This window comes from Corynebacterium provencense (genome assembly GCA_900049755.1).
Classification (GTDB): Bacteria; Actinomycetota; Actinomycetes; order Mycobacteriales; family Mycobacteriaceae; genus Corynebacterium; species Corynebacterium neomassiliense.
In genome coordinates this window covers 845,703-869,129 of record LT160593.1, presented here as the reverse complement: position 1 = coordinate 869,129, position 23,427 = coordinate 845,703, and the positions used below count along the sequence as shown (strand labels likewise).

The following is a 23,427-nucleotide window of genomic DNA, read 5'->3' as shown; positions in this document are numbered from 1 at the left end:
TCCCCGCAGCACCTGCCTGACCGTGACCCGTCTAGACTGACGGTCATGTCAGCTCCGGTCACTCCCGCCGCCGACGTGTTCGCCCGTTCCGCGCTGAGTCCGCACGTCAGCGGCCCCCTGCGGGAAGCGGTCCGCTCCGCCCGTGCCAGGGTCCGGGACCGGGACCGGTTCGGGGTGTCCGACGAGGCGGTCAATGACGCCGCGATGACCCATTCCTGGCTGTTCACCGGGCCACCCGGTTCCGGGCGTTCCGTGGCGGCCAGAGCGTTCGCCACCGCACTGGTGTGCGAGAATCCGGAGATCGCCGGGTGCGGGGAGTGTGACCAGTGCAGGTCGGCCGCGGCGGGAACGCACCCAGACATCTCGTGGATCAGGACCGACGGCGTCACGATTCCGGTGGACGATGTCCGGGACATCATCCGCACCTCGGCAGTACTGCCGTCGGTGGCTCGGTGGCGTGTGGTCATCGTGGAGGACGCTGACCGTCTCGGGGACTCCGGAGCCAACGCCCTGCTCAAGAGCGTGGAAGAGCCGCCAGCCCACACGGTGTTCCTGCTGTGTGCGCCCTCGACCGACCCGGAGGACATCTCCATCACCCTGCGGTCCAGGTGCCGGCACATCTACGTTCCGACGCCGTCGGAACACGAGGTGGAGGCGGTGCTCCGGGCAGATCCCCGGCTCGGCCTGACGGAAGAGCAGGCGCACTGGGCCGCGGAAGTTTCCGGAGGGCACATCGGGCGTGCACGTCACCTGGCCTCCGATGAGGCGGCCCGGACCAAACGCGCCACGGCGTTGAAACTGCCCGGCCTTATCTACCGTTCAGGGGAGGGGTACAGGTTCACCGCGGAACTGGTGAAGACCGCGACCCTGGAAGCAGCAGCGTCTTCAGAGGAACGGGACGCCCGGGAACTGGAGGAGCTCGAGAGTTCCCTGGGCATGGGGGCGAAAGGCAGGGGTGTCGCCAGAGCCCAGGTCGGATCTGCCGGGCAGGTGAAGGAACTTGAGAAGCAGCAGAAGAACCGGCGTACGAGGATGCTGCGGGACTCCCTGGATCTGGCACTCATCGACATCGCCGGCCTCTACCGGGACGCCATGATGATCGCCGCCGGGGCAGTCACTCCGGGAGTTGTCGGGGAGTCCGGGGCCGGCACCCCTGCCCCGCAGGACGCACCACCGGTTCCGGTCGGCGGTTTTCTCCATCCGGACCAGCAGAAGGTGTCGCGGGAACTGGCCCGCCGCAACACGCCCGAGGCCCTGGTGCAGTGCATCGATGCGGTGACCCGGTGCCGGGAGACGCTGCGCCGCAACGTCAAACCCGAAGTGGCTCTGAATGCCATGGTCGGCCGGCTCCGGGAGTGCTGCGGGCAGGTGTGAGGGTCGCCGCCGGACCTGAGGGAACCGAAGACAGGGGACGGCGGGTGGATGTCCGGTTCCTGCAGGTTCCGGCAGGTACCGGCGCAGGAGCGGGGACTGTGTGCCCCTGGTTTGCCGGTGCTGTGTGGTGTCCGTTAGGATTACCGATCGTGCCGCTTTAGCTCAGTCGGTAGAGCGTCTCACTCGTAATGAGAAGGTCGCGAGTTCGATTCTCGCAAGCGGCTCCAGTAAGTTAGCAGGTCAGACCACATTTCCTCGGCAACGGGGGATGTGGTCTTTTCCTGTTGGTCCGCTCTCAGTCCGCTACGCCCCGAACGTGACGGCTTCACCAGTGCGTTGATACCCCTTGCAACAGCGTCCAAGTCGTCCGGGAACAAGTCCGCATACCTGTTCAACGTCTCCGTCGCGGTCGCATGTCCGAGCATTCTCTGAACCGCCTTCACGTTCGCACCAGACGAGATGGCAAGCGACGCCGCCGTGTGCCGGAGATCGTGCAGCGTCAACGCCGGGAAGTCCTCGTACACCTCACGGAGCGTGTCCACCGCCGGCCGGAAGTACCGACTCCTGTAGTTGCTGTGCCGTAGTGGTCTGCGCTCCACACTGGTGAACACTGGTGCTGTCTTCAGCTTCCCTGCTGTGAGTGCCCGTAGGTCGCCGTCCAGGACGCCTGGGAACGGCACTGAGCGTGTCTCGTATGTCTTCGTGTCTCCTAACACCATCGTCCCCCCAACGTCGCTGTACGCCTTGTTCACGTTGATTCTGCGGCGCTTCAGGTCAATGTCCGCCACCGTGAGCGCTGACGCTTCACCGAACCGGAGTCCCGTGTACGCGAGAAAGCGGACAATCTCGGGGAGGTAGTCCACCGTCCGGGCCAGACGTTCCACCTCCGTGGCAGTGAGGATGGGCCGGGGCCGTTGACCGGTGCGGGGGAGTTTCACCCCGGCGGCAGGATTGTGGACGATGATCCCCGCTTCGACAGCGTGACCGAGGACGGCACGGAGAATGAACATGGACTGCTGGAGGACGGCGGGGCCGGTGCCGTTCTTGTGCTGTTCCGCTACCCATGCTTTCACCTCGGGTTTGCGTATCGACCCGGCTTCCCTGTCTCCCCACACGGGTGCCACATGGTTTTTCCACGTGCTTTTGCGGTTGGTGCGGGTGGTGGGTTTGACGGTGGGGGAGGTGATTGTGGACCATTCTTCGTGGATGGTGGCGAGTGTTGTTCGGGCGTTGTGGGGGTCGATGTAGTCGCCGTTGTGGAACTGGGCGGTGATCGTTTTCTCGTGCCGGGTGGCGTCGATTTTGCGTGTGTAGGACGCTGTTTTTTCTTCGCCGTTGTGGTCGATCCAGCGGAGTAGCCAGCGTTTGCCGGTGCCGTGGCGTTTGCTGGGGGTGCCGTCGCGCCTGGTCCACCTGTCTTCTATGCGCGTAGTGCCCGGAGTACGGCGCTGGTTAGTCATCGGTCGAATCTTGATCGACGCTGCCTAGCCATTTATGGAAGTCGTCATTCAGAATTTGAATAGATTCTTTAATTGAATTGCGCAAGTCGTCGTATATGAAGGCGTCAGCGGAAAGATTAGATATTCTCTTCTGTAGTCCATCTGGCAATGCTGTTCTTTGATCTTCGGGAAGATCGATTAGATTATCGGCAGTATTTGATAGTGATTTAAGTGCCGATTCGGCCATTACTAGTGAATTGACAGCCTCGGTAATCCTTATTATGTAATTCTGCCTTAGCGTTTCTGGAGTTGTTGGAGAGGCGCGGTATGACAGATCGTGAATAGGCACATTGAGTGCATCTGCAATTACTGTGGCCTCGGTGAGACTGAGGGATCGCTCTCCATTCTCTATTCTCCCAATTGTCGTTTGGTAAATTGAATTACCGAGTCTCTTGGTCATCAATTTCGCCAACTCAGATTGGGTCATTCCAGCGCGTTCACGCCGCTCGCGGATGAATCTTCCTAGCTCTTCGCGGTTGGGGTCGGGGGTTGCCATATGGCAATGGTGCCATGCCAGATGGCCCAATCACAACGTCATGGTATCGGTCTGCGCATATCACATGTGACGAAGAACACACTGACGGAAACCTGCCGCGTTTTCGCAGGTAGAACACATGACAGCATGGATAAAACAGTATGATGTATGCGATTGCAGCTTGGTGACGTTGACATCGCATACAACGCCACGGTTTACTTACATCGTCACCGACTAGAGTGCCGGAGACGAACCCGGTGAAGCTCCCCGGGGGATGGACAGCGAAGCACCTTCAGATCTTTGACAACAGAACAGTGGACACGGAAAGCGCACACCAAACCGTCAACCGAGACGCCACAGCGTAAGTGGGGAGCATGAACCCCCGGCCACGGGCGCAATAGGCACGGCGCGCAGCAACACCCCCTCCCGCCACACCGGCACGGAGGGGCAACCAACCAAACCACAACGAAAGGAACCACCTTGGCAGACAACACAGCGGCACTACTCGACACCGCAGACCTGGCCGAATACCTCGGAATCCCAGAAGTCACCCTCCGCACCTGGAGGCACCGGGGCCTCGGACCCCGCCACTTCAAACTCGGACGAAAGAGCTTCTATAAGGCCACCGACGTTGAGGAATGGCTGACCAACGCCTACGAAACCACCGGCACCGCTCAGCAGAGCGCCTAACCACCAAGGAGACACACACATGAACACCCCCAACGCCATCGGCGTCCTCCGTGAGAACGACGAATGCGACTTCGCCTACACGCACTTCACCTACGACCTCGGCGGTGAGCCGACCACCTACCCAATACACGCGGTGAAAGTGTCCTACGGACAGACCACCACGATCACCACCCCGGGCGGAACCGTCCTCACCTTCGAAGGGCAGGACACCGACCCCGACGACCTGGACCCCGGGCTGTCGTCCGAGCTGGCCGTCACCCGGCTGACCATCGCCCACGAACGGGGAGCGCACACCAATGCTTGACGCCCTACTGCTCTGGGTTGGCGGGTGGCTTTTCCCACTAGCGCCCGTCGCGTTCATCGCACTTCTCGTTCACCTTGAGGAAAGGACCAACCAATGAGCCGCCTAGCAGACCTGAACGCCGCCTACCTCCAGGCGAAGCGTGACTACGCCGCCGGGGTGATCTGCGAAGCAGACCTCGACTACGCCCGGGAACGCCTGGATCAAGCACTCGACAACGCACGGGAGACACGATGAACCCCACCTGGACCCTGCAAGACACGATCACCCGCGCAATCGGGGAGATGTTCATCCACTCACACCTCACCGAGAAAGAGATGGCGGATGAGGCCTACATCTGGAACACGGGCCTGACCTCCGACTACATCCACCGCGCACTCGACGCCCTAGGCGTGAAACCGTCGGCACTCACCGACGCCATAGCCGGGGACCTGGACGCGATCATCGGCGTCAACCGGGAAGCGGAACGAGAAGAGTTCTACGCCCGTATCGAACGCGCACGAAACAACAACTAGGAGAACCGCACCATGAAGCTCAGCCTTGAAGAAGCCCGCCGCCGGTTCGGTGGACCGCTGGACATCTCAGCCGTGTACAAGCCGGGCTACGACGGCCCCCGCGTGCCTATCGGACCGGGCCGGGAGTACCTGCAATGGCTGGAAGACAGCTGGAAGAAGTGAACACAAGAAGAAACCCCGTGGGGAACGCCACGGGGCAAGAAGAGAATGGAGGATCTCCTTGGATAATAACCCTACCGGACAAACCGCCGGTACCGCAAAACGTATGACGCTCACCGCCGTACTGGACCGCATGACGGCGTGGATCGACCGGTACAGCGTGCACCTGTCGGAGCATGAGGCACGGGTCATGGCCTTGTGGGCGGCACACACCTGGGTTGTCATGGGCTTCTACACCACCCCACGACTCATCTTCTCCAGTGCTACGAAAGGCTCCGGCAAGACCCGGCAACTGGAGCTGCTGGAGAACCTGACATGCGCCCCAAAGCTGACAGCGGACACCACCCCGGCTGTCCTGTTCCGAACCATTGAGAAGGGCCATGAGCAGGGCAGACCTCCCACCATCCTGTTTGACGAAGCGGACGCCACGTTCAACGAGTTCGGCGGTGGGAAGCAGGACCAACTACGGGGCCTGGCGAACAGCGGCTACAAGCAGGGAGGCACGGCTGAACGGTGCGTAGGCAATGACAATGAGGTGAAGACGTTCCACACGTTCGCACCGGTCGCGTTCGCCGGTATCGCGGGGAACATGCCCGACACCATCGTGTCCCGCGCCATAACCCTGGAGATGAGGAAGCGGAAACGTGGCGAACCCGTGGCCCCGTACAACACCCGTAGGGCACGCCGCGAGACCGAGGACATCCGCGCATGGCTGGAACTGTGGTCCGGGGACGCCGCCGTAACCGAGTACCTGGAGGAGGTGGAGACACAACTACCACCCGGCGTGGAGGACAGGGCCGGGGAGGTGTGGGAACCGCTGATAACGATAGCGGACCTGGCGGAGGAGCCGTGGGGACAGTGGGCCAGGGAGGCGTGCGTGTACTTTCTCGGCCGGCCATCACTGGAGGAGAAGCCCCGGCCTATCCGACTGCTGGAGGACATCCGGACGGTGATGGAGGGTCGGGAGTCCATCCCCACGGTGGACTTGTGCACCTTGTTGAACGGCCTGGAGAGCGCGGAGTGGGGTTCGTTGCCGGGTGGTATTCAGCCCTATGAGGTCGCCCGAATGCTTCGACCGTTCGGCGTCGCACCAGTTGGGATACGCCTGGGATCGGGTAAGACCCCACGCGGGTACACGGTCCATCCGACAATGCAGCGCGGCAAGGAACAGGTAGGTCTCCAGGACGCCTGGGATAGGCACCTTCCCCCTGTCGATGTTGCAGATACCCGCAACAGCCGCAACAGCCGCAACAGTGCAGGTCAGCGCGTTGCGGGGGCGGAGGTCGTTGCACTAGCAGGTGTGCAACACCGCAATGAGGGCGCAACATCCCACGGCCCCCTGACCAGCGCTGTTGCACCTGTTGCACCTGTTGCACCTTCCTCGGACAAGGAAGCGCTGGAGACCCTGAACGCCATGATCCCCGGCGACGCCACCCCGGTGACCGTCATCGCAGAACAACGCGGAGAAGCACCAGAAGTGATCCTCCAACACCTCCACGCCCTGGAGCAGGACGGGAAGGTCACCACACCCAACGGGAAGCTCTACACGCGGACGACAACCCCCGCGTAGCGCCCCGTCGCCAGCCGGTCGGCAATCGGCTGGCACACCAACACCTAGGAGGCTCATGGCCAATCCAATCATCTATGTCCCCGTGCTGGAGCACCGACGGCGGAGCGGTGAACTCATCGGAGCAACACAGTTCCGCGTCCGGGCCTGGTGGCAGCCGGCCAAAGTCCACATAAGGCAGGGACGGAATGACTACATGCTCACCATCGAACAGGCCCTAGCCCTGGCTAACGCGGTCGTAGACACCGTAGAAGCGCTGGAGGCAGGGCAGAAAGGGGATTAAACACAGCATTGAAACGTGAGAACTTCCGAATAATGCAGAAAGCGGGAATGTTCATCATCGAATCACCGGTGAAAGAATACCGCGCATTCCCCACAATGACATTAGCCGGTCAATGGATTGACAGTGAAGTAGCCCGGGCGAACGGATACCGCAGAAAAAGGGGAAACGAATGACCACAGACGAATACAGGGGATGGACACTGAAGCCACGGGCGGGGAGGGGAATAATAGCCACCTCACCCGACAAGTCCGACATTAAAGCGTTCAACTCAGCTGACAAGGCAATCGCCTACATTGACGGAAAGGAAACAAATGAGTGACAAATACACCACCCCGGCGGCACGATACAGCGCAATGCTCCGGGCCACCCGCCAACAGCAGGACCCGGAACCGGACCCGTGGATACCGGTCGACAGGCCCGGCGGACATGACCCGCGTCCTGCGGACATGACCCACGGGAGGTGCCAGCCATGAGCCGTGATAACGCCGAACAGTTTGCCGCCCTGGTCCAACAGGCGCTCACCTCCCCCGTCCTGCCCGACACCCCGGCCCCGGACACCCCGGACACGGACACCGGGCCACGCCGGCCCGCTCCCGTGCCCGAAGCAGGCCGGGGCGGTACAGCACCCGGCGCACGTGAGGCAGAAGCCCTTCACGATTTCGAGCAGACCGTGACCAGATCACTGAACATCAACCGACTCTAAGGAGACCAGCATGACTACTACCACCAACACCACTACTACTTTCGACCGGGGAACCACTGTTCTCACCGGCGAAGCCGCGTACCGAAAGCTCGCCGACGCCTGGGGCGTGGACGTGAACGACCTGTTCACTGACGCGCACCGTGAAGCCGTAGCCGACCTGAAGCAGTGGAACGACCTCACCGTCACTGTGACGGAACCTGATGTGCAAGAGATCGTGACCAGCACTGACCGCACGAAGTGGCTGAGCACCATCAAGAAGCAGAGCAGTGACGCTGTTGCAGCACGACTCATCAACGACGCGCACAACCGCGTGTCCGCGACGCTCGACAATCGCGTGACCACGACACTGCACGATGACGCCGCATGGGAGCACGTGGCCAGTGTCCTGGACGTAGACAAGGCCGTCGAGGACTACCAGAACGCGATCAACGACCTCGGTGAAACCGTGTACGACGCTGTAGCCGCTGCACAGGCCAACCCGAACGCCTTCGCCACCTACATGGCTACGTCCCCGAAACTGCTGTGGCTGGACGCTCTCGGTGCCCGGTGGAGGGACAGCGCAGCCCTCCACGCCGACATCCCCGACCTCCCGGACCTCACCTACAGTAAGGACGGGTTCGGCAAAATCACCAAGCACTACGATGAGGCCACGCTGGACCTCCACAGGACCGCGCGTAAACTCCGAGACGAAGCGAGACAGGACCGGTTCCTCGTAGACCTGGCGCTCGGCAAGTACCCCGGGTTCAGCTTGGCCACCACCCTCCAGCCTGACGTGTACCGTGCCCGGCTGGATCGACTGAACGGTGCCGGCACCTCCACTCAGGTCTAAACACCTGGGGGGAGACCCCTCCCCACGAACTTCAGCAGCGGTAGGCATAGGGCCTTTCCGACCGTGTACGGGTTCCCATGCCGTGCCCCTGCTGTTATCCGCCCGTTTCGGGGCCTGGGGGCTTGTGTGGCGGGCTTTTGTGGGGTTTATGGGTGTGGGGTTGGGTGGCGTTATTCTTCGCCTTAAAACGGCGTTTTTAGGGATCGTATTCCCTTTCGTGACATCTTATAAGTGGGGGGCATATTGATTGACGGTATTCAGGCGGGCTGTGAGATACCCGGCCTGGTGGAAACGTTTCCGTTCAGGGAACTGCGGGGGCTGTATCTGATTCTGGATGATGATTACTGGGAGGACGAGTAAATGCCTTACGGGGATACGTGGTATCAGGGCTACGAGTGGAAGAAGCTACGCCGTGAAGCGCAACGGGAGTTGGATTTGCGGTGCCAGCACTGTGGGGCCACTGAGCGCCTGGAACTGGATCACATTGTGAACCGGGCTAGGGGCGGGTCGGACACCTTGGATAACGTCCAGTGGCTGTGTCACGAGTGTCACCGGGTGAAGTCGTCGCGGGAGGCTACGGCCCGTCGTGGCAGGTTCCGCCGGGCGACCCCGCCACCGTTGGGGTTGGGCAGGGACGGTGACCGTTCGTGAAACACGTGGACGCCCACATGCGGGCACTGTCCGAGGTGCCGGGGGTGTGTGCCGTATGCGGTGACGGGGGAGCACTGTGGCCGTGCACGGTGACTTCCCGGATGATCTCGCAGCGTCACAGGGCGCTGATTCGTTCGGTGACGTCTCGTGGGGACTGCTGGTTGTGCTCCAGGTGCCGTGCCGAAGCGTTCGCGGAAACGAGTAGTGAGTAGCTGCTGTTAGCAGGGGACATCACCGTCGTGTGGTGTCTCCGACTATGGGCAGATTTTTCACTGTTGCTGCTGGTGGGGGCATGTTTTGCATGGTATTATGGGGGGTATGGAATGCGAGCAGTGTGGGGTGGTGTTGGTCGGGGGTTCGTCGCGCCGTCGGTTCTGCACTCCCCGGTGTCGTCAACGCCACCACCGGGCGGTTGTGGGGCCGCCTGAGCGCCTGTCTGAGGGCCGTTGGGTTCGGTGTTCGGGGAAGCGGCCTGTCACCGTGGAGGGCCGTGCTGCGTCGTCTACTGACCCGTCCACGTGGTCGTCCTGGCGGGAGGTTCAGACCTCGACGGCGGGTGATGGTTTCGGGGTGATGTTGGGAGGGGGTTTGGGCTGCTACGACCTGGACCACGCACTAGACGGTGGGGAGCTGAAGCCGTGGGCACGGGAGGTCGTGGAGTCCATCACTGAGCGTGTCCTGTTCGCTGAGGTGTCCGTCAGTGGGGAGGGGTTGCACGTGTTCGTGGAGGCTCCGGAGGGGCCGGGCCGGCGGCGTGCTGTCGAGGATGGCGGCGTGGAACGGTACACGCGGGCACGGTTCATCCGGGTGACCGGGAACCGGTGGGAACACCCGTCAATCGCTCATAGGATGTCACGAACCAACACATAGGCACCCTAGGGCGGTCGTACGGGCCACACCCTCACTCGAACCTCACCGAGCACCAGACACCCCGCCAGACAGCCGTACAGACCCCACTGCGGGCCTACGGCGGTCAAACACCAGACTCGTACGCGTACAGAACGCTTATGCCTACCGTAGCTGGGAATCGTCCAGGGGAGGGGATTGTCCCCGCCCCGGGCTCATTCATCTTCATGATCTGTGGTCTCTATCCCCTTTTTTACGCTTCTTTTCCTTCCTGGAGCGGTATGCATCGACGACGAGAGGAAGCGTTGAAAGCAAGGCTATAGTTAAAGCTGAGAGGCTAAAGGCCAATGCGCCAACTATGAATCCGATATTGTTTGTCGGCGGCTCGTCGTACCCGAGACTTATAAAGCTGGTTGCCCCGAAACTCCCGACGAGGATAACAAACAGTGCGGGAAATAGATGGCGGGCTCTGTTCATCATGCTGGCGGAGAGTTCCAGCTCTACCTTGAGGTTACGACGTGTGAAGGCCGTAGCTTCTGCGCGGAGAGATGAGTCCTTGATTTCCTCAGCGGTTCGGTGGATGTTCAGTGCATGTTCGATTGATGTGCTCGGCTTCATGCGATCTGTGATCGTGAAGGTAAGTAGAAGTACAAGGTTGAGGATTGTCGATGTCGCTAGCATGGTCTCCATGCCGGTGATGATTGCATGTGGTGCGGACTTCGTTGTTCGATTCTGTTGTTTGCCGTTCTAATTCACGTTGCACTTGGGGTGTTGTAGTCCGCTCTCAGTCCGCTACGGGAATACTCACTCTCCGACCACTGAAACGCTGTTAGTGCTATGACCTGCAATAATGGAACTGTCGGCAACCGTCCTGATTCCAAGAAACGCCTGATAGCGGTCACTCGTAATGAGAAGGTCGCGAGTTCGATTCTCGCAAGCGGCTCCACGTAACCCCAGGTAGAATACGGCGTAAACCACGGTTCTGTCCGGGGTTCTCCTGTGTCCGGGGTTCTGGTGCTGCCGGTGGGTGAGGGTGTGGTGTGGGTGGGGAAGTGAGGTCCGCGACACCCGTCCTGCGGTTTCGGCCCGGTCGCCCGGGGGTACCGGGTACTCTCTCGGGTGATCTGTATTCACCGCCCACCAGAATCCCAGGAGCCACCACATGTCCGACATCGGCAACCAGTACAGCTACACCGACCCGGAGACCGGCGCGAAGGTTGTCGTGGCAGGTGAGGAACAGCACAGTGACCGCTTTGCTGTCCTGCGACGCGAGGGGCCTTCCGAGCCGTGGGAGTTTGACGCCTCCCATCAGCTGCGCCGTACCGCCGAGCTGGCTGTCGAGCACCGGTCCGGTCAGGGTACCGGGGACGAGTTCACCATTGTCGAGCTGACCCCGGAGAAGGCGTCCTGACTCCCTGTATTCCGACTGCACCCGGCCCGGTCCCTCCGGGCTGCCCGGGGAGGTTCCCGGAGCACTTCCCGGAGCAGGCCCAAGAGTAGTCTCGGTACCGAGCTGTATCCGTCACCGAGGAGGTCAACCATGGCTCTGTCCACTGCACCTGCCGACCGGTTCCGTGAGGTTGCCGAGGGTTTCACCGCGCAGGCCACCGGGGTCACCGGGGAGGGGTGGGACGCCCAGACTCCCTGTGCGAAGTGGAAGGCCCGTGACCTGGTGGGGCATCTGATCAGCTGGTTCACTCCGGCGTTGGAGGATGTCGGGGTGCCTGTGGACCTGCAGGAGGACAAGTACTCGGATCCTGCCGCAGCCTGGCGTCAGTTCGCGGCAATTGTCCAGGATGCTCTCGACGACCCGGAGGTCGCTCAGCGGACGGTGTCCCGGGGGCCGGTGCCGGGGCAGCCGTTGTCCCGTAACGCGACCGCGTTCTTCATCCCGGACATCTTCATGCACACCTGGGATCTCGCCAGGTCCCAGGGCCATGATGTGGAGCTGGACCCCGATTTCGCGGAGAGGAATCTCGCCGGTCTGCGCTCACTGGGTGATCAGCTTCAGGCGGGGGTGGTTTCGGTCCTCCTGTCGAGGCTCCGGAGGACGCCACCCCCACGATCCGTCTCATGGCGTATGTGGGCCGCGACCCGGCTTTCGGCCTTGACCGGCAGGGTTCTGCCGGCAGGTCCTGACCGGTCGGTTCCCCTGTCCGGTCCTTGCCGGGGCTGTTCACCTGCCCGCGCGTCACCGGGCCTGTGGAGTCGACATGCCCCCCGGGTAGTGCACGGGCGCGCGTGCGGGGTCTCCGGCACGCACGACGCGCTTGCCGAAGGGGAAGCAGGTCACCGGGATCAGCTTGAGGTTCGCCCAGGCCAGGGGCAGTCCGATGACTGTCACCGCGAGCGCGGCCGCGGTGACCACGTGCCCGACCGCCAGCCATACACCGGCGACGAGGAACCAGATGATGTTGCCGACTCCGGAGGCCACTCCTGCTCCCGGGGTGTCGACGACGTCCCGGCCGAAGGGCCAGAGCACGTACCCGGCGATGCGGAAGGACGCCACCCCGAACGGGATGGTCACGATGAAGACGCAGGCGATGATTCCGGCGAGCACGTAGGCGCAGAACAGCCAGAATCCGGACAGGACGAGCCAGATGATGTTGAGCAGCAGCCTCACGGTGTCGTCTCCGGTTCTCCGGCAGGGGGCATTCCGGCGGCCGGACAGGTGTCGGACCGGTATGTCAGCGTGGAGGGGTCGTCGACGTCTTGGAGCAGGGGGATGTCGAGGACGGTGGCGGGTACGGCGAAGGCGTCCACCAGTACCTGTGACCACGGTCCGAGGGAGTCGACGAGGTCGTTGAGCGCTGCCCGGGCGGCTTTGGTGCGGGTGCCGGTGAGGATGTTCTGTTCCTGGTACCAGCTGCCGGCGGAGTGGATGATGTCGAGCACGTAGACGTCGCGGACCTGTTCCATGATTCTCTTGGCCTGGCCTTCCTCCATGCCGGACTCTGCTTCGAGGAGACTTTCGAGGACGATGCGGTCCACGTGCGCGAGGGCGCAGGCGACCATGTGGTCCTGGGTGCTGTCGACGAGGGCTGCGGCGTCCGCGACGTCCATTTTCCGGGCCGGTCTGATCCTGCGGATGAGACTCATCAGCAGCCGGTCCTCCCTTTCGGTGAGGAGTTCGATCTGGTAGGCGGGGTCGAACAGGGAGGTTGTCTCGCGGTCGGAGACGGAGTCGACGAGGTTCTGGATGACGGTTCCTGCGGCGGTGCGTCTTTTCAGCAGTGTCCCGAAACTGTCGAGGCCGAAGCGGACCAGTTCGAGGGGGCCGAGTCCGCTCATCTCGCGGGAGAATCCGGTGAGGAGTTCCTTGGCTGCCAGCTGCAGCATGACCACGTTGTCGCCTTCGAAGGTGGTGAAGACGTCGGAGTCGGCCTTGAAGGAGGTGAGGAGGTTCTCCGCCATGTATCCGGCTCCGCCGCAGGCTTCGCGGCATTCCTGGATGGTGCGGGTGGCGTGGGAGGTGTTCACGGCTTTGAGCGCTGCGGCGTGGGCCTCGAGTTCGCGCTGGTCCACTGCCTGGTCATCGGTCATGGCTGTGCGGTCCGGCACGGTGGACTCCAGTTCGGCCAGTCTGGTGATGAGCTGGTTGGTCGCGGTCTGGAGTGCGTAGGAACGGGCGATGAGCGGGATGAGGCGCAGCCGGTGCTGCCGGTGTCCGATGAGTCTGGTCTCCGGCAGTGAGTCGTCGGGGGCGAACTGGCGTCGCCTGTTGGCGTAGCCGGTGGCGATCGTCAGGGCGGTGCGGGCTGCTGCCCCGGCGGACGCTCCGACGGTGATTCTGCCGCGGACCAGGGCTCCCAGCATGGTGAAGAACCGTGCCCCGTCGGATTCGACGGGTGAGGAGTAGGTGCCGTCGGGGGAGACGTCGGCGAAGCGGTTGAGCAGGTTCTCCGCAGGTACCCGCACGTGGTCGAATCTGATTGTCCCGTTGTCGACGCCGGGAAGTCCGCCCTTGTGACCGTGGTCGCCGATGTGTACCCCGGGGAGGACGCCACCGTCGTGGTCCCGGAGTCCGACGATGATGCAGTGCACGCCGTGGGAGGGGCCCCAGGACGCGGGGACGCCACCTGTGACGACGGTGGGATCGGTGGCGTCCTCCGGTTCGTAGTCTCCGGCGGGGGTGTAGAGCTGGCAGAAGACCGCTGCTTTGGTCGCGTGCCTGGCCGCGTTGCCGATGTACCACTTCTCCGCCATGGGCGTGGGGGTGTTGATCACGAATTCCCGGGTGACCCTGTCGTACACGGCGGTCGTCTGCAGTGCCTGGACGTCGGAGCCGTGTCCGCGTTCAGTCATCGCGAAGGAGCCGGGGACACGAAGCTCCATGATGTCCCTGATCAGCGGAATGTGGCGTTCGGTGCCGAGATTCTCCACCGCTCCGCCCCACAGGCCCCACTGGACTCCCGCCTTGACCATGAGGGAGAGGTCGGCTCCTCCGACGGTCTCGATCGCGGCGAGGGTTGTGCCGATGTCTCCGGTGCCGCCGTGGGCGGTCCGGAAGGCCCCGCGGGGAGCTCCGGTGCCGAGGATGTCGTGGAGTTGTGCGAAGGTCCTTTCGCGTGCCTCGTCGAGGGTGAGGGTGGCGTCGGGGCGGAAGTGCTTCTGTTCGGTCAGGGCTCTGGCGGAGTCACGTGCCGCGGCGAAGGGGCCGTCGAGGACGGCTCTGAGTTCGGCGGTGACTTCGGAGGTGGCCCGGGATGCGGTCCCGGCTGCGGTACCGGAACCGGAAGGTTGTTCGGTGTCGTCAGGGGGGCTGAGTCTGCGGGGGGAGTCTCCCGGGGTTCCTCTGGTGCGGCGGGTCAGTCCTGTGGTGTCGGTGGGTGGCATACCAGCCGATGGTATCGGAGCCGGAGTTCCGACAACGCCCCCCACTAAGGTCTGACCACATTGCGATGCAGGTGGGGGCGGAGTCTAGGATGAACGACATGACTCAGGAAGAACCGGATCAACCGGTGTCGACGACGAAGAAGACAGGCAGGGGCAGAAACACGGGCAGGGACTCGAAAGCCTGGCTCTTCGTCGCCTTCGCCGTCTTCAGTGTGGCGTGGGGAGGCAACGAGGCCACCCCGATGCTGGTCTTCTACCGTCACGAGGCGGTGTTCAGTGACGTCTTCGTCGATTCACTGCTCGTCTCCTACGCGGTGGGTATCGTCGCCGGCCTGCTGGTCTGCGGTCCACTGTCCGACCGGTACGGGCGCAAACCGGTCATGCTCCCGGCCCCGCTGATAGCTCTTCTCGGCAGCGTGTTCATCGCCGCCGGTGAAACCACGGAGTGGTCCATTTTCACGGGCCGTGTCCTCGCCGGTCTGGCTGTCGGCATCGTCATGTCGGCGGGTGGATCGTGGGTGAAGGAGCTGTCCGTCGCCCCCTTCGACCCGGGTGCGGGCCCGTCCTCGGGAGCTCAGCGTGCGACCATGTCGATGACCGCAGGGTTCGGCCTGGGGGCCGGCCTGGCTGGTGTTCTCGCGGAATGGGGGCCCATTCCCGGTCAGTTGCCCTACATCGTCCATGTCGTCCTGTCGGTCTTCGCCACGGCGGGGATACTCTCGGTCCCGGAGACCCGTCAGTCCGCCCACCTGAGGGTCCGCGGTTCTTTCTGGTCCGACCTGCTCACACCCACTGCCCGGCATCCCCGCTTCCTCACCGTCGTCGCGCCGATGGCACCCTGGGTCTTCGGCGCCGCCGGTGTCTCGTACGCGATCATGCCCCGACTCGTCCAGTCCCAGGTCTCCGCGCCGATCGCCTTCTCCGCCCTGCTCACCGTCATCGCGCTGGGCTGCGGGTTCGCCATCCAGAGGTTCGGTCCGAGGATCAACACCACCTCCAGTGCGCGAGGGCCGATCAGCGGACTGTGCATTGTCGTTGTCGGAATGGTCGTGGCGACCGCCTCCTCCGGCAGTATCGCGATCTGGAACACTGTCGTTGTCGCGGTGATCCTCGGATGCGGGTACGGGCTGTGCCTGGTGTCCGGGCTGACCGAGGTCCAGCGCATCGCCGGCCCGGACGACCTCGGTGGCCTGACCGCCGTCTACTACACGTTGACGTACATCGGGTTCTTCTTCCCGATGATCCTCACGGAACTGTCCGACAGTTTCACCTACCCGGAGATGCTGGGGTTCGGGATCGTCATGTCGGTACTGTGCCTGGTCGTCGTCACCGTCTTCTCGCGGCGGAATCTGCCCGTGGACAACGGGCCTGCCGTGGAGGTCACGAAGGCCTGATGCGGGAGGGGATGAGCGCGGGCGCCGCCAGGTGGACCACGGCTCCTGCCAGCGGCGCCACGCCGAGTGCCAGCGCTGTCCCTGTGACAGGGTCCGCCACGGTCAGGAGGAGTGCCACGGCCGTGACGGTGGCCACCGCCCAGCCTGCGAGGTAGGCACCGTGCTGCTCCCGGGTCAGTACGGAGGTGCCGGTGACGGTCAGGACGGCGAGTGCCCCCGAGGCGCAGGTCAGGACAGCGTAGACCCCGGCACCGGTGACGAGTTCCGGTGGCAGGAACAGGGAGGCCAGTGGGACCCCCGTCCACAGGGCGAGCAGCCCGCCACCGGCTGCGGCACCCGCGCAGGCCGCCAGCGGACGCCACAGGGCGCGGACGCCACAGGGCACGGACCGGCCGGTCCTTCCGGCGGGCGAAGTGCACTATGAGCGCCGGGGTGAACCGTTGCAGGGGCACGAGCAGAGGGGCCCTGGTCAGGGTGACCGCGGTGATCAGGGCGGCGAGTGAACCGGGGGCGGCGTCCCCGGAGGTGGCGGTGAGCAGCACCGGGAACCCGGTGATGAGCAGTGCACCTGCCCCTGAGGCGAGCATCGCCGTCCCGGTGCGCCGGAGGAACCGGCCGGTCGTGACATCGGCGACGGCCTGTGTCAGGGTCCGCACTCCGGAGCGACCGGTGAACAGTATTCCTGTCCAGCTCACGGCTCCGATGACGGTCACCAGCAGAAATGCGGTGAGTTGCAGTCCGGCCGCCCAGGCCGCGACTGCGAGCACCACCCGGACTGCGCTGTCGACCCCGATGAGCCGGGCGTAGGCTCTCCACCGGCCGGTGGCCGAGAGTATGCCGCAGACGGCGGCCTGGACGGTGTATGACGCCAGGCCGAGTGCGAACAGGACAGTGCCGGTACCCCCGGGGTCCCGGGTGATCGTCGGCACCGGCAGCAGGGAAGCGACGAGCCCGAGAGCGGCTGTGGCGAGCGCTGCCTGGGCCGCGACATGCAGGGGGCGGGCGGGCTTGCCGGGGCGGGCTTGCCGGGGCCGGCCGGGATGACGGTTGCCCCGGAGACCCGTCGCGCTGCCACGGCACGGGTGGTCTCATGGAGAAGCCCGTCGAGTATTCCCGTGCAGGTGAAGAAGAGACCCCAGTAGACAGTGAAACGTTCGTAGTCGGCGGTGTCCAGTGCCCGTCCGGCGACGACGATCACGACATAGCCGGAGAGGGCGACGACCACGGTCGCCGCTGACAGGGCCCGGCCGGCAAACCGTGCCGGCTCCGCTGCCCGGGTCGTCGACGGCGGCCGCCCGGTGACTCCGGTCAGGCTCCGGCCCCTTCGCCGTTCCCGTCTGCCCCGTCACCGTAGGTCTTCTCCCAGGCGTTGTTCCAGGTGTCGATGAGCAGGGGGACAGACCCCGCTGCCCCGACACCGGGGTTGGCCGCGAGGTAGTCTTCAGCCGCCTGCCTGGCCTTCTTCTCGGCTTCCCCGGTGTCGAGGCCGAGGCCGGCGGCGAGGGTGGGCCAGGAGAGGAACATGTCGTCCTGCCAGTAACCCCACTGGTGGGTTCCGGTGTCACGGAAGTTCCAGTTGATGTTGTTCCTGTCCGAGTCGATTCCCGCCTTGTCGGCGGCGGCCTTGAAGGCGTGGGTGCAGACGTTGGACACGGCCTCGATCGCGCCGCCTTCCACGGCGGGGGTCACGGAGCCGACGGGGTTGCCGCGCAGACGGTCACCGGAGGGCACGTCGTGTTCACCCATGAGGCCGGAGCTGGACGAAATGTAGATGTTCTTCTGACCGCTCAGTTTGTCGACGTTGAGTAGCGCGTCGTTCCTTCTGGCGGTCTCCCCGTTGCGGTCGCCCCACATCTCCTCGTAGGTCGCGTTCCCGCGGTCCAGGACGACATCCACGGTGGAGGCTGCGGCACCTGAGGTGGCGGGGCAGCCAGAGTAGGACGCGACCGCGTCATAGAGGTTCTGGTGCTGCTCGGCGTACACGAGTACCGAGGACGCCGACATCGACATTCCGACGATGGCGCGGTGCTGGTTGGTCGTACCCAGCTTCTTCTCCATCGGGCCGGGCAGCTCGCCGGTGAGGAAGGTCTCCCACTTCTGGACCCCGCCTCCGGCCAGGGCCGAGGGCTGCTCCCAGTCGGTGTAGTAGGAGAAGGCACCGGACATGGGGATGACGACGTTCACCGAGCCGACACGGTTGCCGTAGAAGTCGGCGGCGGTGGTCTGTTCCAGCCAGTTCGCCAGGCCGGTACCGCCGTCGGCACCGTTGAGGAGGTAGAGGGTGGGAGGATTGACGACATCATTGTCGGCCCTGATGACGACGACCGGAATGTCCCTGTTCATGGAGGGGGAATGGACCTTGTACTCCTCCATCTTGTCGAGCCTCCCGGTGTCGGAGTACACGTGGTTGCGCCACGCGGCCTCCTCGGCAGGGACGTAGTTCGTCTTCTCGGCTGCCTCGCGGCTGTCGAAGGGACCGTCGACGACCGCTGGTTCAGCGCTGGCGGAGGCCTCCTGCCCGGGTTGGGCGGCGGCAGTGGGGACAACTCCCCCCGGTCCGGCGGTCACCGCCCACACCGGGAGGGTCGCGGCCAGTGCTGTTGCGGCGATCCTGAGAGAACGTCGCTTGAGCGGTGTGGTGTTGTCGGGCATCAGGACCTCGTGATTCGTCATTCGTTGTGAGGTGGTTGGAACGTGGAACACACTAACATGCACGCCGCCGTGGCGGGAGGGCCCGTGGACGCTGTTCCCCGTCGTCACCCCCGGTTCCGGCGGGTCGTGTACCGTCCATTCCGGTCGAGTTCCACGGCCAGGTGCACAGTAGTGTGCGCTGGTCGACCGGAACCGGCCCGTACCGATCCGATCCGCCGGGCTGCGTGAACCACTTCGCGCCCCGGACCGTGACCCGGCCCGTGCCGGGTCCGCAGACTGTCAGACACAGGAGCACACCACCATGAATCTCTCACCCGTCGACCAGTTCGTCGTTGCCGTCAACTCAGCTTTAGGGGGGATCATCAACGACGTGCTGAGCTTCCTGGCCCCGGTGCTCGTCATCGGAAGCTGACGGACCCCGTGGCCGACGCTGACCGTCAGGCCGGTGCCCGGGACGATATTTCCGGCACAAGGACGTATCATCGGTTCCGTGGCTGAACATTATGACGTAGTAGTTGTCGGCGCGGGCCCCGGTGGGTACGTGGCCGCGATCCGTGCGGCCCAGCTGGGCCTGAAGACCGCCGTGGTCGAGAAACAGTACTGGGGCGGGGTGTGCCTGAACGTCGGGTGTATCCCGTCCAAGGCGCTGATCCGCAACGCGGACATCGCACATATCCTGACCCATGACGCCCGAGCTTTCGGCATCACGGGTGAGAACATCAGCATGGACTACACCGTCGCGCACAAACGCTCGCGGAAAGTGTCTGCGGGCATCGTCAAGGGCGTCCACTTCCTGATGAAGAAGAACGGCATTACCGAGATCAACGGTCTCGGAACGTTCACCGACGACCACACCGTCGAGATCTCCGACGGCGCGGACGCCGGTAAGACACTCACCTTCGACAACGCGATCATCGCCACCGGCTCGGTCGTCAAGTCCCTGCCCGGTGTGACCATCGGCGGCAACATCGTCTCCTTCGAGGAACAGATCCTCGATGAGAACGCCCCGAAGTCGATGGTCATCATCGGTGCCGGTGCGATCGGCATGGAGTTCGCCTACGTACTGGCCAACTTCGGCGTCGACATCACCATCGTGGAGTTCATGGACCGCGTCCTGCCCAACGAGGACAGGGACGTCTCCAAGGAGATCGCCAAGCAGTACAGGAAGCTCGGTGTCACCCTGAAGACCGGTCACAAGACCACCGCTGTCCGTGACCTCGGCGGGGACAGGGGTGTCGAGGTCGACATCGAGGCCGCCGACGGTTCCGCCTCGGAGACCATCCACTCAGACCGTGTGATGGTCTCCATCGGTTTCGCCCCTCGGACGCAGGGCTTCGGTCTGGAGAATACGGGGGTCGAGCTCACCGGGCGGGGGGCGATCGCCATCGACGAGCACATGCGGACCAGTGTCCCGCACATCTACTCGATCGGTGATGTCACGGCGAAGCTGCAGCTCGCCCACGTCGCGGAGGCTCAGGGGGTCGTCGCCGCGGAGACCATCGCGGGAGCCGAGACCCAGGAGCTGGGCGACTACATGAACATGCCCCGTGCCACGTTCTGCAGCCCGCAGGTCGCCTCCTTCGGCTACACGGAGGACGCCGCGCGTGCCCGCGCCGAGGAATCCGGCCGTGAGATCAAGGTCGCGACCTTCCCCTACAGTGCCAACGGTAAGGCGCAGGGCCTCAACGAGGGAGTAGGTTTCGTCAAGATCATCGCGGACGCCGAGTACGGCGAGCTCATCGGCGCCCACATGGTCGGCCCCGATGTCTCGGAGCTTCTTCCCGAGCTCACCCTCGCCCAGAGGTTCGACCTCACCGCGGAGGAGATCGGTCGCAACGTGCACACCCACCCGACCCTGTCGGAGGCCGTGAAGGAGGCCGCCGAGGGTGTCATGGGTCATATGATCAACCTGTAGTCTGCGGGCGGGCCGCACTCCCGTACGGGAGTGCGGACGGGTACGATCTCAGCCATGTCAGATGGCGCGCTCGCCGACGGTGACGGGGAGACCGGATCCGGAGTTATCGGGGTGATGGTCGACCGCGGGCTGCCGGAGAAGCGGGTGCTGAACGCTCTCGCACGGCTCGGCGTCCCGCCCGATGATCTGTACGGTCCGGGGGGCCGGTCCGGGGACGGGGGAGGTCCCCTGGTCCAGGTCCGCACGGCCACACTGCCGATGCGGTTGGACGGCAGTGTCCGCCTGGCGGACACCGCCCCGGGGATTCTCGACAGCTACGGCTGGGACCGGCTGATCTACGTCACTGATCTCCCGTTGACGACGCGGCGTCCGGTCATCAGTCAGACCGTGTACCACGGAAGGGCGACAATGCTCTGCCTGCCGGCGTTCGGCCTTCTGCGCTGTCAGGAAGGGCTGCGCCAGGAACTGGGGAGACTGCTGAAGGGCAGGCCCGCGGGTGCCGGGGTACGCGAGAGAGTCTCGGAGGGCGGGGACATCGAGGGTGGTGACGTCGACGCCGACGTCACCAGGGTCATCGACGGACACGGCCGTGGCATCCGCCTGCTCCTCGGCATGATCGCCGGCAACCGGCCGGGCCAGCTGTACAAGGTGCTCACCGGCTGCCTGGCGGTCGCCGTCGCCACCGGCGCCTACGGCATCTTCTACGGTTCGATGTGGCAGATGTCCCATGCCGTCACGATCCTGCGGATGGCAGTGATCAGCATGGCCTCGGTGGGCGCGCTGACGTTCTGGCTGATCTACCACAACGGACTGTGGAACCGGTGGCCGGACAGGGAACCTGATTCCGTCGCCAGGTGGCGTGCCCGGATGGACAACTGGGCGACGGTGGGGACAGTGCTCGTCGCGGCCTCGATGATCTACGCCACGGTGTTTCTGGTGCTGCTGGTGATGTCACTGGTCATCGTGGACGTCAACTACTTCCGCATGCAGGTCCACGATGAGCCCTTCCCCTGGGGCTATGCGAAACTTGCGTGGATGACGGCGTCTCTGGGCACGATGGCCGGGGCGATCGGGTCGAGTTTCGACAGTGACGACGCGATCAGGGAGGCCACCTACAACCGTCGTGAGCACCTGCGCCGTCAGATCACCGGTCTCTACGAGGACAAGCCGCCCTCCCGCCTCCACGTCCGGCGGCGTCCCCGGTGATCCCGGCGTCCCCGGTGACAGCACCTGCGGCGGCTACGGTGGCTACGGCGACCGTCCGCTGACAACCGGGGACGGACGGGGACGGTCGGGGACGGTCGGGGACGGACCGGAGAAGGGCCGGCTGACCCTGAAGGTCAGCCGGCCCTTTTCGCGGAATGTCAGGGACGTCGTGCATGTCCCTCCGGTGTGGAAGCTAGAACTGCTTCTCCTCGGTGGAGCCCTTGAGGGCGGTGGTGGAGGAGTTGGGGTCGACGGTGGTGGCGATGCGGTCGAAGTAGCCGGCGCCGACCTCGCGCTGGTGCTTGACGGCGGTGAAGCCACGCTCCTCGGCGGCGGTGAACTCGCGGTTCTGCAGGTCGACGAAGGCGCTCATCTGGTTGCGGGCGTAGCCGTAGGCCAGGTCGAACATGGAGTAGTTCAGGGCGTGGAAGCCGGCCAGGGTGATGAACTGGAACTTGAAGCCCATGGCACCGAGCTCGTTCTGGAACTTGGCGATCTCCTCGGAGTCCAGGTGGGCGGACCACTTGAAGGAGGGGGAGCAGTTGTAGGACAGCAGCTGGTCCGGGAACTCGGAGCGGACGCCCTCGGCGAACTTCTTGGCGAGCTCGAGATCCGGGGTGCCGGTCTCCATCCAGATCAGGTCGGCGTAGGGGGCGAAGGACTTGGCACGGGAGATGCAGGGCTCGATGCCGTTCTTCACGTAGTAGTAGCCCTCTGCGGACCGCTCGCCGGTGAGGAACTCGTGGTCACGCTCGTCGACGTCGGTGGTCAGCAGGGTGGCTGCCTCGGCGTCGGTACGGGCGATGACGACGGTCGGGGTGTTGGAGACGTCAGCGGCGAGGCGGGCGGAGTTGAGGGTGCGGATGTGCTGCTGGGTGGGGATCAGCACCTTGCCGCCCAGGTGACCGCACTTCTTCTCGGAGGCCAGCTGGTCCTCCCAGTGGGTGCCCGAGGCACCGGCGGTGATCATGGCCTTCTGCAGTTCGTAGACGTTGAGGGCGCCACCGAAGCCGGCTTCGCCGTCGGCGACGATCGGGACGACCCAGTTGTCGACGGAGGTGTCACCTTCGATGCGGGCGATCTCGTCGGCGCGGGAGAGGGCGTTGTTGATGCGGCGGACCACGGCGGGGACGGAGTTCGCCGGGTACAGGGACTGGTCGGGGTAGGTCTGTGCTGCGAGGTTGGCGTCGCCGGCGACCTGCCAGCCGGAGAGGTAGACGGCCTTCAGGCCGGCGCGGACCTGCTGGACGGCCTGGTTACCGGTGAGGGCACCGAGGGCGTTGATGTAGCCGTCGCCGGGCTCGTTGACGGCGTCCCACAGGATCTCGGCCCCACGACGGGCGAGGGTGTGCTCCTCGACAACGGTGCCCTGGAGCTCGGCAACCTGCTCGGCGGTGTAGTCGCGCTGGACGTTGGCCCAACGGGGGTTCTCGTCCCAGTCCTTCTGGATCTCGGCGGCGGTACGCGGCTGTCCGACGTTCGACATGTGCTAAACACACTCCCTTTAAGTGGTGGAGGATGGCGGTAACAAC

29 protein-coding genes, 1 tRNA gene and 1 pseudogene are annotated in these 23,427 nt (G+C 64.3%); 23 read left to right on the top strand and 8 right to left on the bottom strand.

Features of this window, described 5'->3' with window-relative positions:
* Positions 1–45: 45 nt before the first annotated feature.
* Positions 46–1,374, top strand: a complete 1,329-nt coding sequence (locus tag BN3906_RS10375) for a DNA polymerase III subunit delta' (RefSeq protein WP_066588026.1) — start codon at positions 46–48, stop codon at positions 1,372–1,374.
* Positions 1,375–1,525: 151 nt separating this feature from the next.
* Positions 1,526–1,601, top strand: a tRNA-Thr gene (locus BN3906_RS10370).
* On the opposite strand, the gene BN3906_RS15515 is transcribed toward BN3906_RS10370, so the two are convergent.
* The gene (locus tag BN3906_RS15515; protein WP_078057495.1) at positions 1,554–2,384 is read right to left on the bottom strand and encodes a tyrosine-type recombinase/integrase; all 831 of its coding nucleotides are present in this window, start codon (positions 2,382–2,384) and stop codon (positions 1,554–1,556) included. The two genes, BN3906_RS10370 and BN3906_RS15515, sit on opposite strands and share 48 nt — an antisense overlap.
* On the opposite strand from BN3906_RS15515, the gene BN3906_RS15510 reads away from it, so the two are divergent.
* The gene (locus tag BN3906_RS15510; protein WP_261796963.1) at positions 2,328–2,732 is read left to right on the top strand and encodes a hypothetical protein; all 405 of its coding nucleotides are present in this window, start codon (positions 2,328–2,330) and stop codon (positions 2,730–2,732) included. The two genes, BN3906_RS15515 and BN3906_RS15510, sit on opposite strands and share 57 nt — an antisense overlap.
* A gap of 94 nt (positions 2,733–2,826) precedes the next feature.
* Here the strand turns inward: BN3906_RS15510 and BN3906_RS14205 are convergent, their stop codons facing one another.
* Positions 2,827–3,369 carry a helix-turn-helix transcriptional regulator gene (locus BN3906_RS14205; protein ID WP_078057361.1) on the bottom strand — a complete coding sequence of 181 codons (543 nt, stop codon included), beginning with the start codon at positions 3,367–3,369 and terminating at the stop codon, positions 2,827–2,829.
* 459 nt (positions 3,370–3,828) lie between these two features.
* Here BN3906_RS14205 and BN3906_RS10360 point away from each other — a divergent pair, with 459 nt between their 5' ends.
* The 13 genes from BN3906_RS10360 to BN3906_RS15360 all read left to right on the top strand — a co-directional run bounded on the left by BN3906_RS10360 (position 3,829) and on the right by BN3906_RS15360 (position 9,916).
* Positions 3,829–4,038 carry a helix-turn-helix transcriptional regulator gene (locus tag BN3906_RS10360; protein WP_066588021.1) on the top strand — a complete coding sequence of 70 codons (210 nt, stop codon included), beginning with the start codon at positions 3,829–3,831 and terminating at the stop codon, positions 4,036–4,038.
* A gap of 19 nt (positions 4,039–4,057) precedes the next feature.
* A complete protein-coding gene (locus BN3906_RS10355; RefSeq protein ID WP_066588019.1) occupies positions 4,058–4,342 on the top strand; it encodes a hypothetical protein in 285 nt (94 codons plus the stop codon).
* Between the two features lie 93 nt (positions 4,343–4,435).
* A complete protein-coding gene (locus BN3906_RS14735; protein WP_154669502.1) occupies positions 4,436–4,576 on the top strand; it encodes a hypothetical protein in 141 nt (46 codons plus the stop codon).
* A complete protein-coding gene (locus tag BN3906_RS10350; protein ID WP_066588017.1) occupies positions 4,573–4,854 on the top strand; it encodes a type 2 periplasmic-binding domain-containing protein in 282 nt (93 codons plus the stop codon). The genes BN3906_RS14735 and BN3906_RS10350 overlap by 4 nt, the downstream gene beginning before the upstream one ends.
* A gap of 12 nt (positions 4,855–4,866) precedes the next feature.
* Positions 4,867–5,016: a hypothetical protein gene (locus BN3906_RS14730; RefSeq protein WP_154669501.1), complete on the top strand. Its 150-nt coding sequence runs from the start codon at positions 4,867–4,869 to the stop codon at positions 5,014–5,016.
* A 103-nt stretch (positions 5,017–5,119) separates the two neighbouring features.
* On the top strand, positions 5,120–6,583 hold the full coding sequence (locus BN3906_RS10345) for a DUF3631 domain-containing protein (protein WP_066588014.1): 1,464 nt from the start codon (positions 5,120–5,122) through the stop codon (positions 6,581–6,583).
* A 55-nt stretch (positions 6,584–6,638) separates the two neighbouring features.
* A complete protein-coding gene (locus tag BN3906_RS10340) occupies positions 6,639–6,863 on the top strand; it encodes a hypothetical protein (protein ID WP_066588011.1) in 225 nt (74 codons plus the stop codon).
* Positions 6,864–7,032: 169 nt separating this feature from the next.
* Positions 7,033–7,182, top strand: coding sequence for a hypothetical protein (locus BN3906_RS14725; protein WP_154669500.1), 150 nt, complete (start codon positions 7,033–7,035; stop codon positions 7,180–7,182).
* Entirely contained in the window at positions 7,175–7,336 is a 162-nt protein-coding gene (locus tag BN3906_RS14720) for a hypothetical protein (protein WP_154669499.1), read from the top strand. Before BN3906_RS14725 ends, BN3906_RS14720 begins: the two co-directional genes overlap by 8 nt.
* Positions 7,333–7,566 (top strand): hypothetical protein, encoded by a 234-nt coding sequence (locus tag BN3906_RS10335; protein WP_066588010.1) that lies wholly within the window; start codon positions 7,333–7,335, stop codon positions 7,564–7,566. Before BN3906_RS14720 ends, BN3906_RS10335 begins: the two co-directional genes overlap by 4 nt.
* Before the next feature lie 10 nt (positions 7,567–7,576).
* Positions 7,577–8,395 carry a hypothetical protein gene (locus BN3906_RS10330; protein WP_066588007.1) on the top strand — a complete coding sequence of 273 codons (819 nt, stop codon included), beginning with the start codon at positions 7,577–7,579 and terminating at the stop codon, positions 8,393–8,395.
* A 360-nt stretch (positions 8,396–8,755) separates the two neighbouring features.
* Positions 8,756–9,046 (top strand): HNH endonuclease, encoded by a 291-nt coding sequence (locus BN3906_RS15365; RefSeq protein WP_066588004.1) that lies wholly within the window; start codon positions 8,756–8,758, stop codon positions 9,044–9,046.
* A 309-nt stretch (positions 9,047–9,355) separates the two neighbouring features.
* On the top strand, positions 9,356–9,916 hold the full coding sequence (locus BN3906_RS15360) for a bifunctional DNA primase/polymerase (RefSeq protein ID WP_066588002.1): 561 nt from the start codon (positions 9,356–9,358) through the stop codon (positions 9,914–9,916).
* A 201-nt stretch (positions 9,917–10,117) separates the two neighbouring features.
* Here BN3906_RS15360 and BN3906_RS14550 read toward each other — a convergent pair whose 3' ends face one another.
* Positions 10,118–10,582: a hypothetical protein gene (locus tag BN3906_RS14550; RefSeq protein WP_147592913.1), complete on the bottom strand. Its 465-nt coding sequence runs from the start codon at positions 10,580–10,582 to the stop codon at positions 10,118–10,120.
* 472 nt (positions 10,583–11,054) lie between these two features.
* On the opposite strand from BN3906_RS14550, the gene BN3906_RS10315 reads away from it, so the two are divergent.
* The gene (locus tag BN3906_RS10315) at positions 11,055–11,303 is read left to right on the top strand and encodes a hypothetical protein (protein ID WP_066588000.1); all 249 of its coding nucleotides are present in this window, start codon (positions 11,055–11,057) and stop codon (positions 11,301–11,303) included.
* A 129-nt stretch (positions 11,304–11,432) separates the two neighbouring features.
* Positions 11,433–11,756, top strand: a pseudogene (locus tag BN3906_RS15165) (maleylpyruvate isomerase N-terminal domain-containing protein); the annotation flags it as partial.
* A gap of 327 nt (positions 11,757–12,083) precedes the next feature.
* On the opposite strand, the gene BN3906_RS10310 reads toward BN3906_RS15165, so the two are convergent.
* Together BN3906_RS10310 and BN3906_RS10305 are read right to left on the bottom strand one after the other, a co-directional pair.
* The gene (locus BN3906_RS10310; protein WP_066587997.1) at positions 12,084–12,515 is read right to left on the bottom strand and encodes a YccF domain-containing protein; all 432 of its coding nucleotides are present in this window, start codon (positions 12,513–12,515) and stop codon (positions 12,084–12,086) included.
* The gene (locus tag BN3906_RS10305; protein WP_066587995.1) at positions 12,512–14,728 is read right to left on the bottom strand and encodes an acyl-CoA dehydrogenase family protein; all 2,217 of its coding nucleotides are present in this window, start codon (positions 14,726–14,728) and stop codon (positions 12,512–12,514) included. The genes BN3906_RS10310 and BN3906_RS10305 overlap by 4 nt, the downstream gene beginning before the upstream one ends.
* A 98-nt stretch (positions 14,729–14,826) precedes the next feature.
* Here BN3906_RS10305 and BN3906_RS10300 point away from each other — a divergent pair, with 98 nt between their 5' ends.
* Entirely contained in the window at positions 14,827–16,122 is a 1,296-nt protein-coding gene (locus tag BN3906_RS10300; protein ID WP_078057493.1) for an MFS transporter, read from the top strand.
* Here the strand turns inward: BN3906_RS10300 and BN3906_RS14195 are convergent.
* Positions 16,109–16,507, bottom strand: coding sequence for a hypothetical protein (locus BN3906_RS14195; RefSeq protein ID WP_078057360.1), 399 nt, complete (start codon positions 16,505–16,507; stop codon positions 16,109–16,111). The two genes, BN3906_RS10300 and BN3906_RS14195, sit on opposite strands and share 14 nt — an antisense overlap.
* Positions 16,508–16,542: 35 nt before the next feature.
* On the opposite strand from BN3906_RS14195, the gene BN3906_RS14190 reads away from it, so the two are divergent.
* Together BN3906_RS14190 and BN3906_RS14715 are read left to right on the top strand one after the other, a co-directional pair.
* Positions 16,543–16,929, top strand: a complete 387-nt coding sequence (locus BN3906_RS14190) for a hypothetical protein (RefSeq protein ID WP_078057359.1) — start codon at positions 16,543–16,545, stop codon at positions 16,927–16,929.
* 283 nt (positions 16,930–17,212) lie between these two features.
* Positions 17,213–17,359 (top strand): hypothetical protein, encoded by a 147-nt coding sequence (locus BN3906_RS14715; protein WP_154669498.1) that lies wholly within the window; start codon positions 17,213–17,215, stop codon positions 17,357–17,359.
* 71 nt (positions 17,360–17,430) lie between these two features.
* Here BN3906_RS14715 and BN3906_RS10290 read toward each other — a convergent pair whose 3' ends face one another.
* A complete protein-coding gene (locus tag BN3906_RS10290; protein ID WP_066589794.1) occupies positions 17,431–18,774 on the bottom strand; it encodes an alpha/beta hydrolase in 1,344 nt (447 codons plus the stop codon).
* A 490-nt stretch (positions 18,775–19,264) separates the two neighbouring features.
* Here BN3906_RS10290 and lpdA point away from each other — a divergent pair, with 490 nt between their 5' ends.
* Positions 19,265–20,689 (top strand): dihydrolipoyl dehydrogenase, encoded by a 1,425-nt coding sequence (gene lpdA / locus BN3906_RS10285; protein ID WP_066587993.1) that lies wholly within the window; start codon positions 19,265–19,267, stop codon positions 20,687–20,689.
* Between the two features lie 54 nt (positions 20,690–20,743).
* Positions 20,744–21,895 (top strand): hypothetical protein, encoded by a 1,152-nt coding sequence (locus BN3906_RS10280; RefSeq protein WP_066587983.1) that lies wholly within the window; start codon positions 20,744–20,746, stop codon positions 21,893–21,895.
* Between the two features lie 193 nt (positions 21,896–22,088).
* On the opposite strand, the gene aceA is transcribed toward BN3906_RS10280, so the two are convergent.
* Positions 22,089–23,381 carry an isocitrate lyase gene (aceA, locus tag BN3906_RS10275; protein ID WP_066587980.1) on the bottom strand — a complete coding sequence of 431 codons (1,293 nt, stop codon included), beginning with the start codon at positions 23,379–23,381 and terminating at the stop codon, positions 22,089–22,091.
* Between the last annotated feature and the right edge of the window lie 46 nt (positions 23,382–23,427).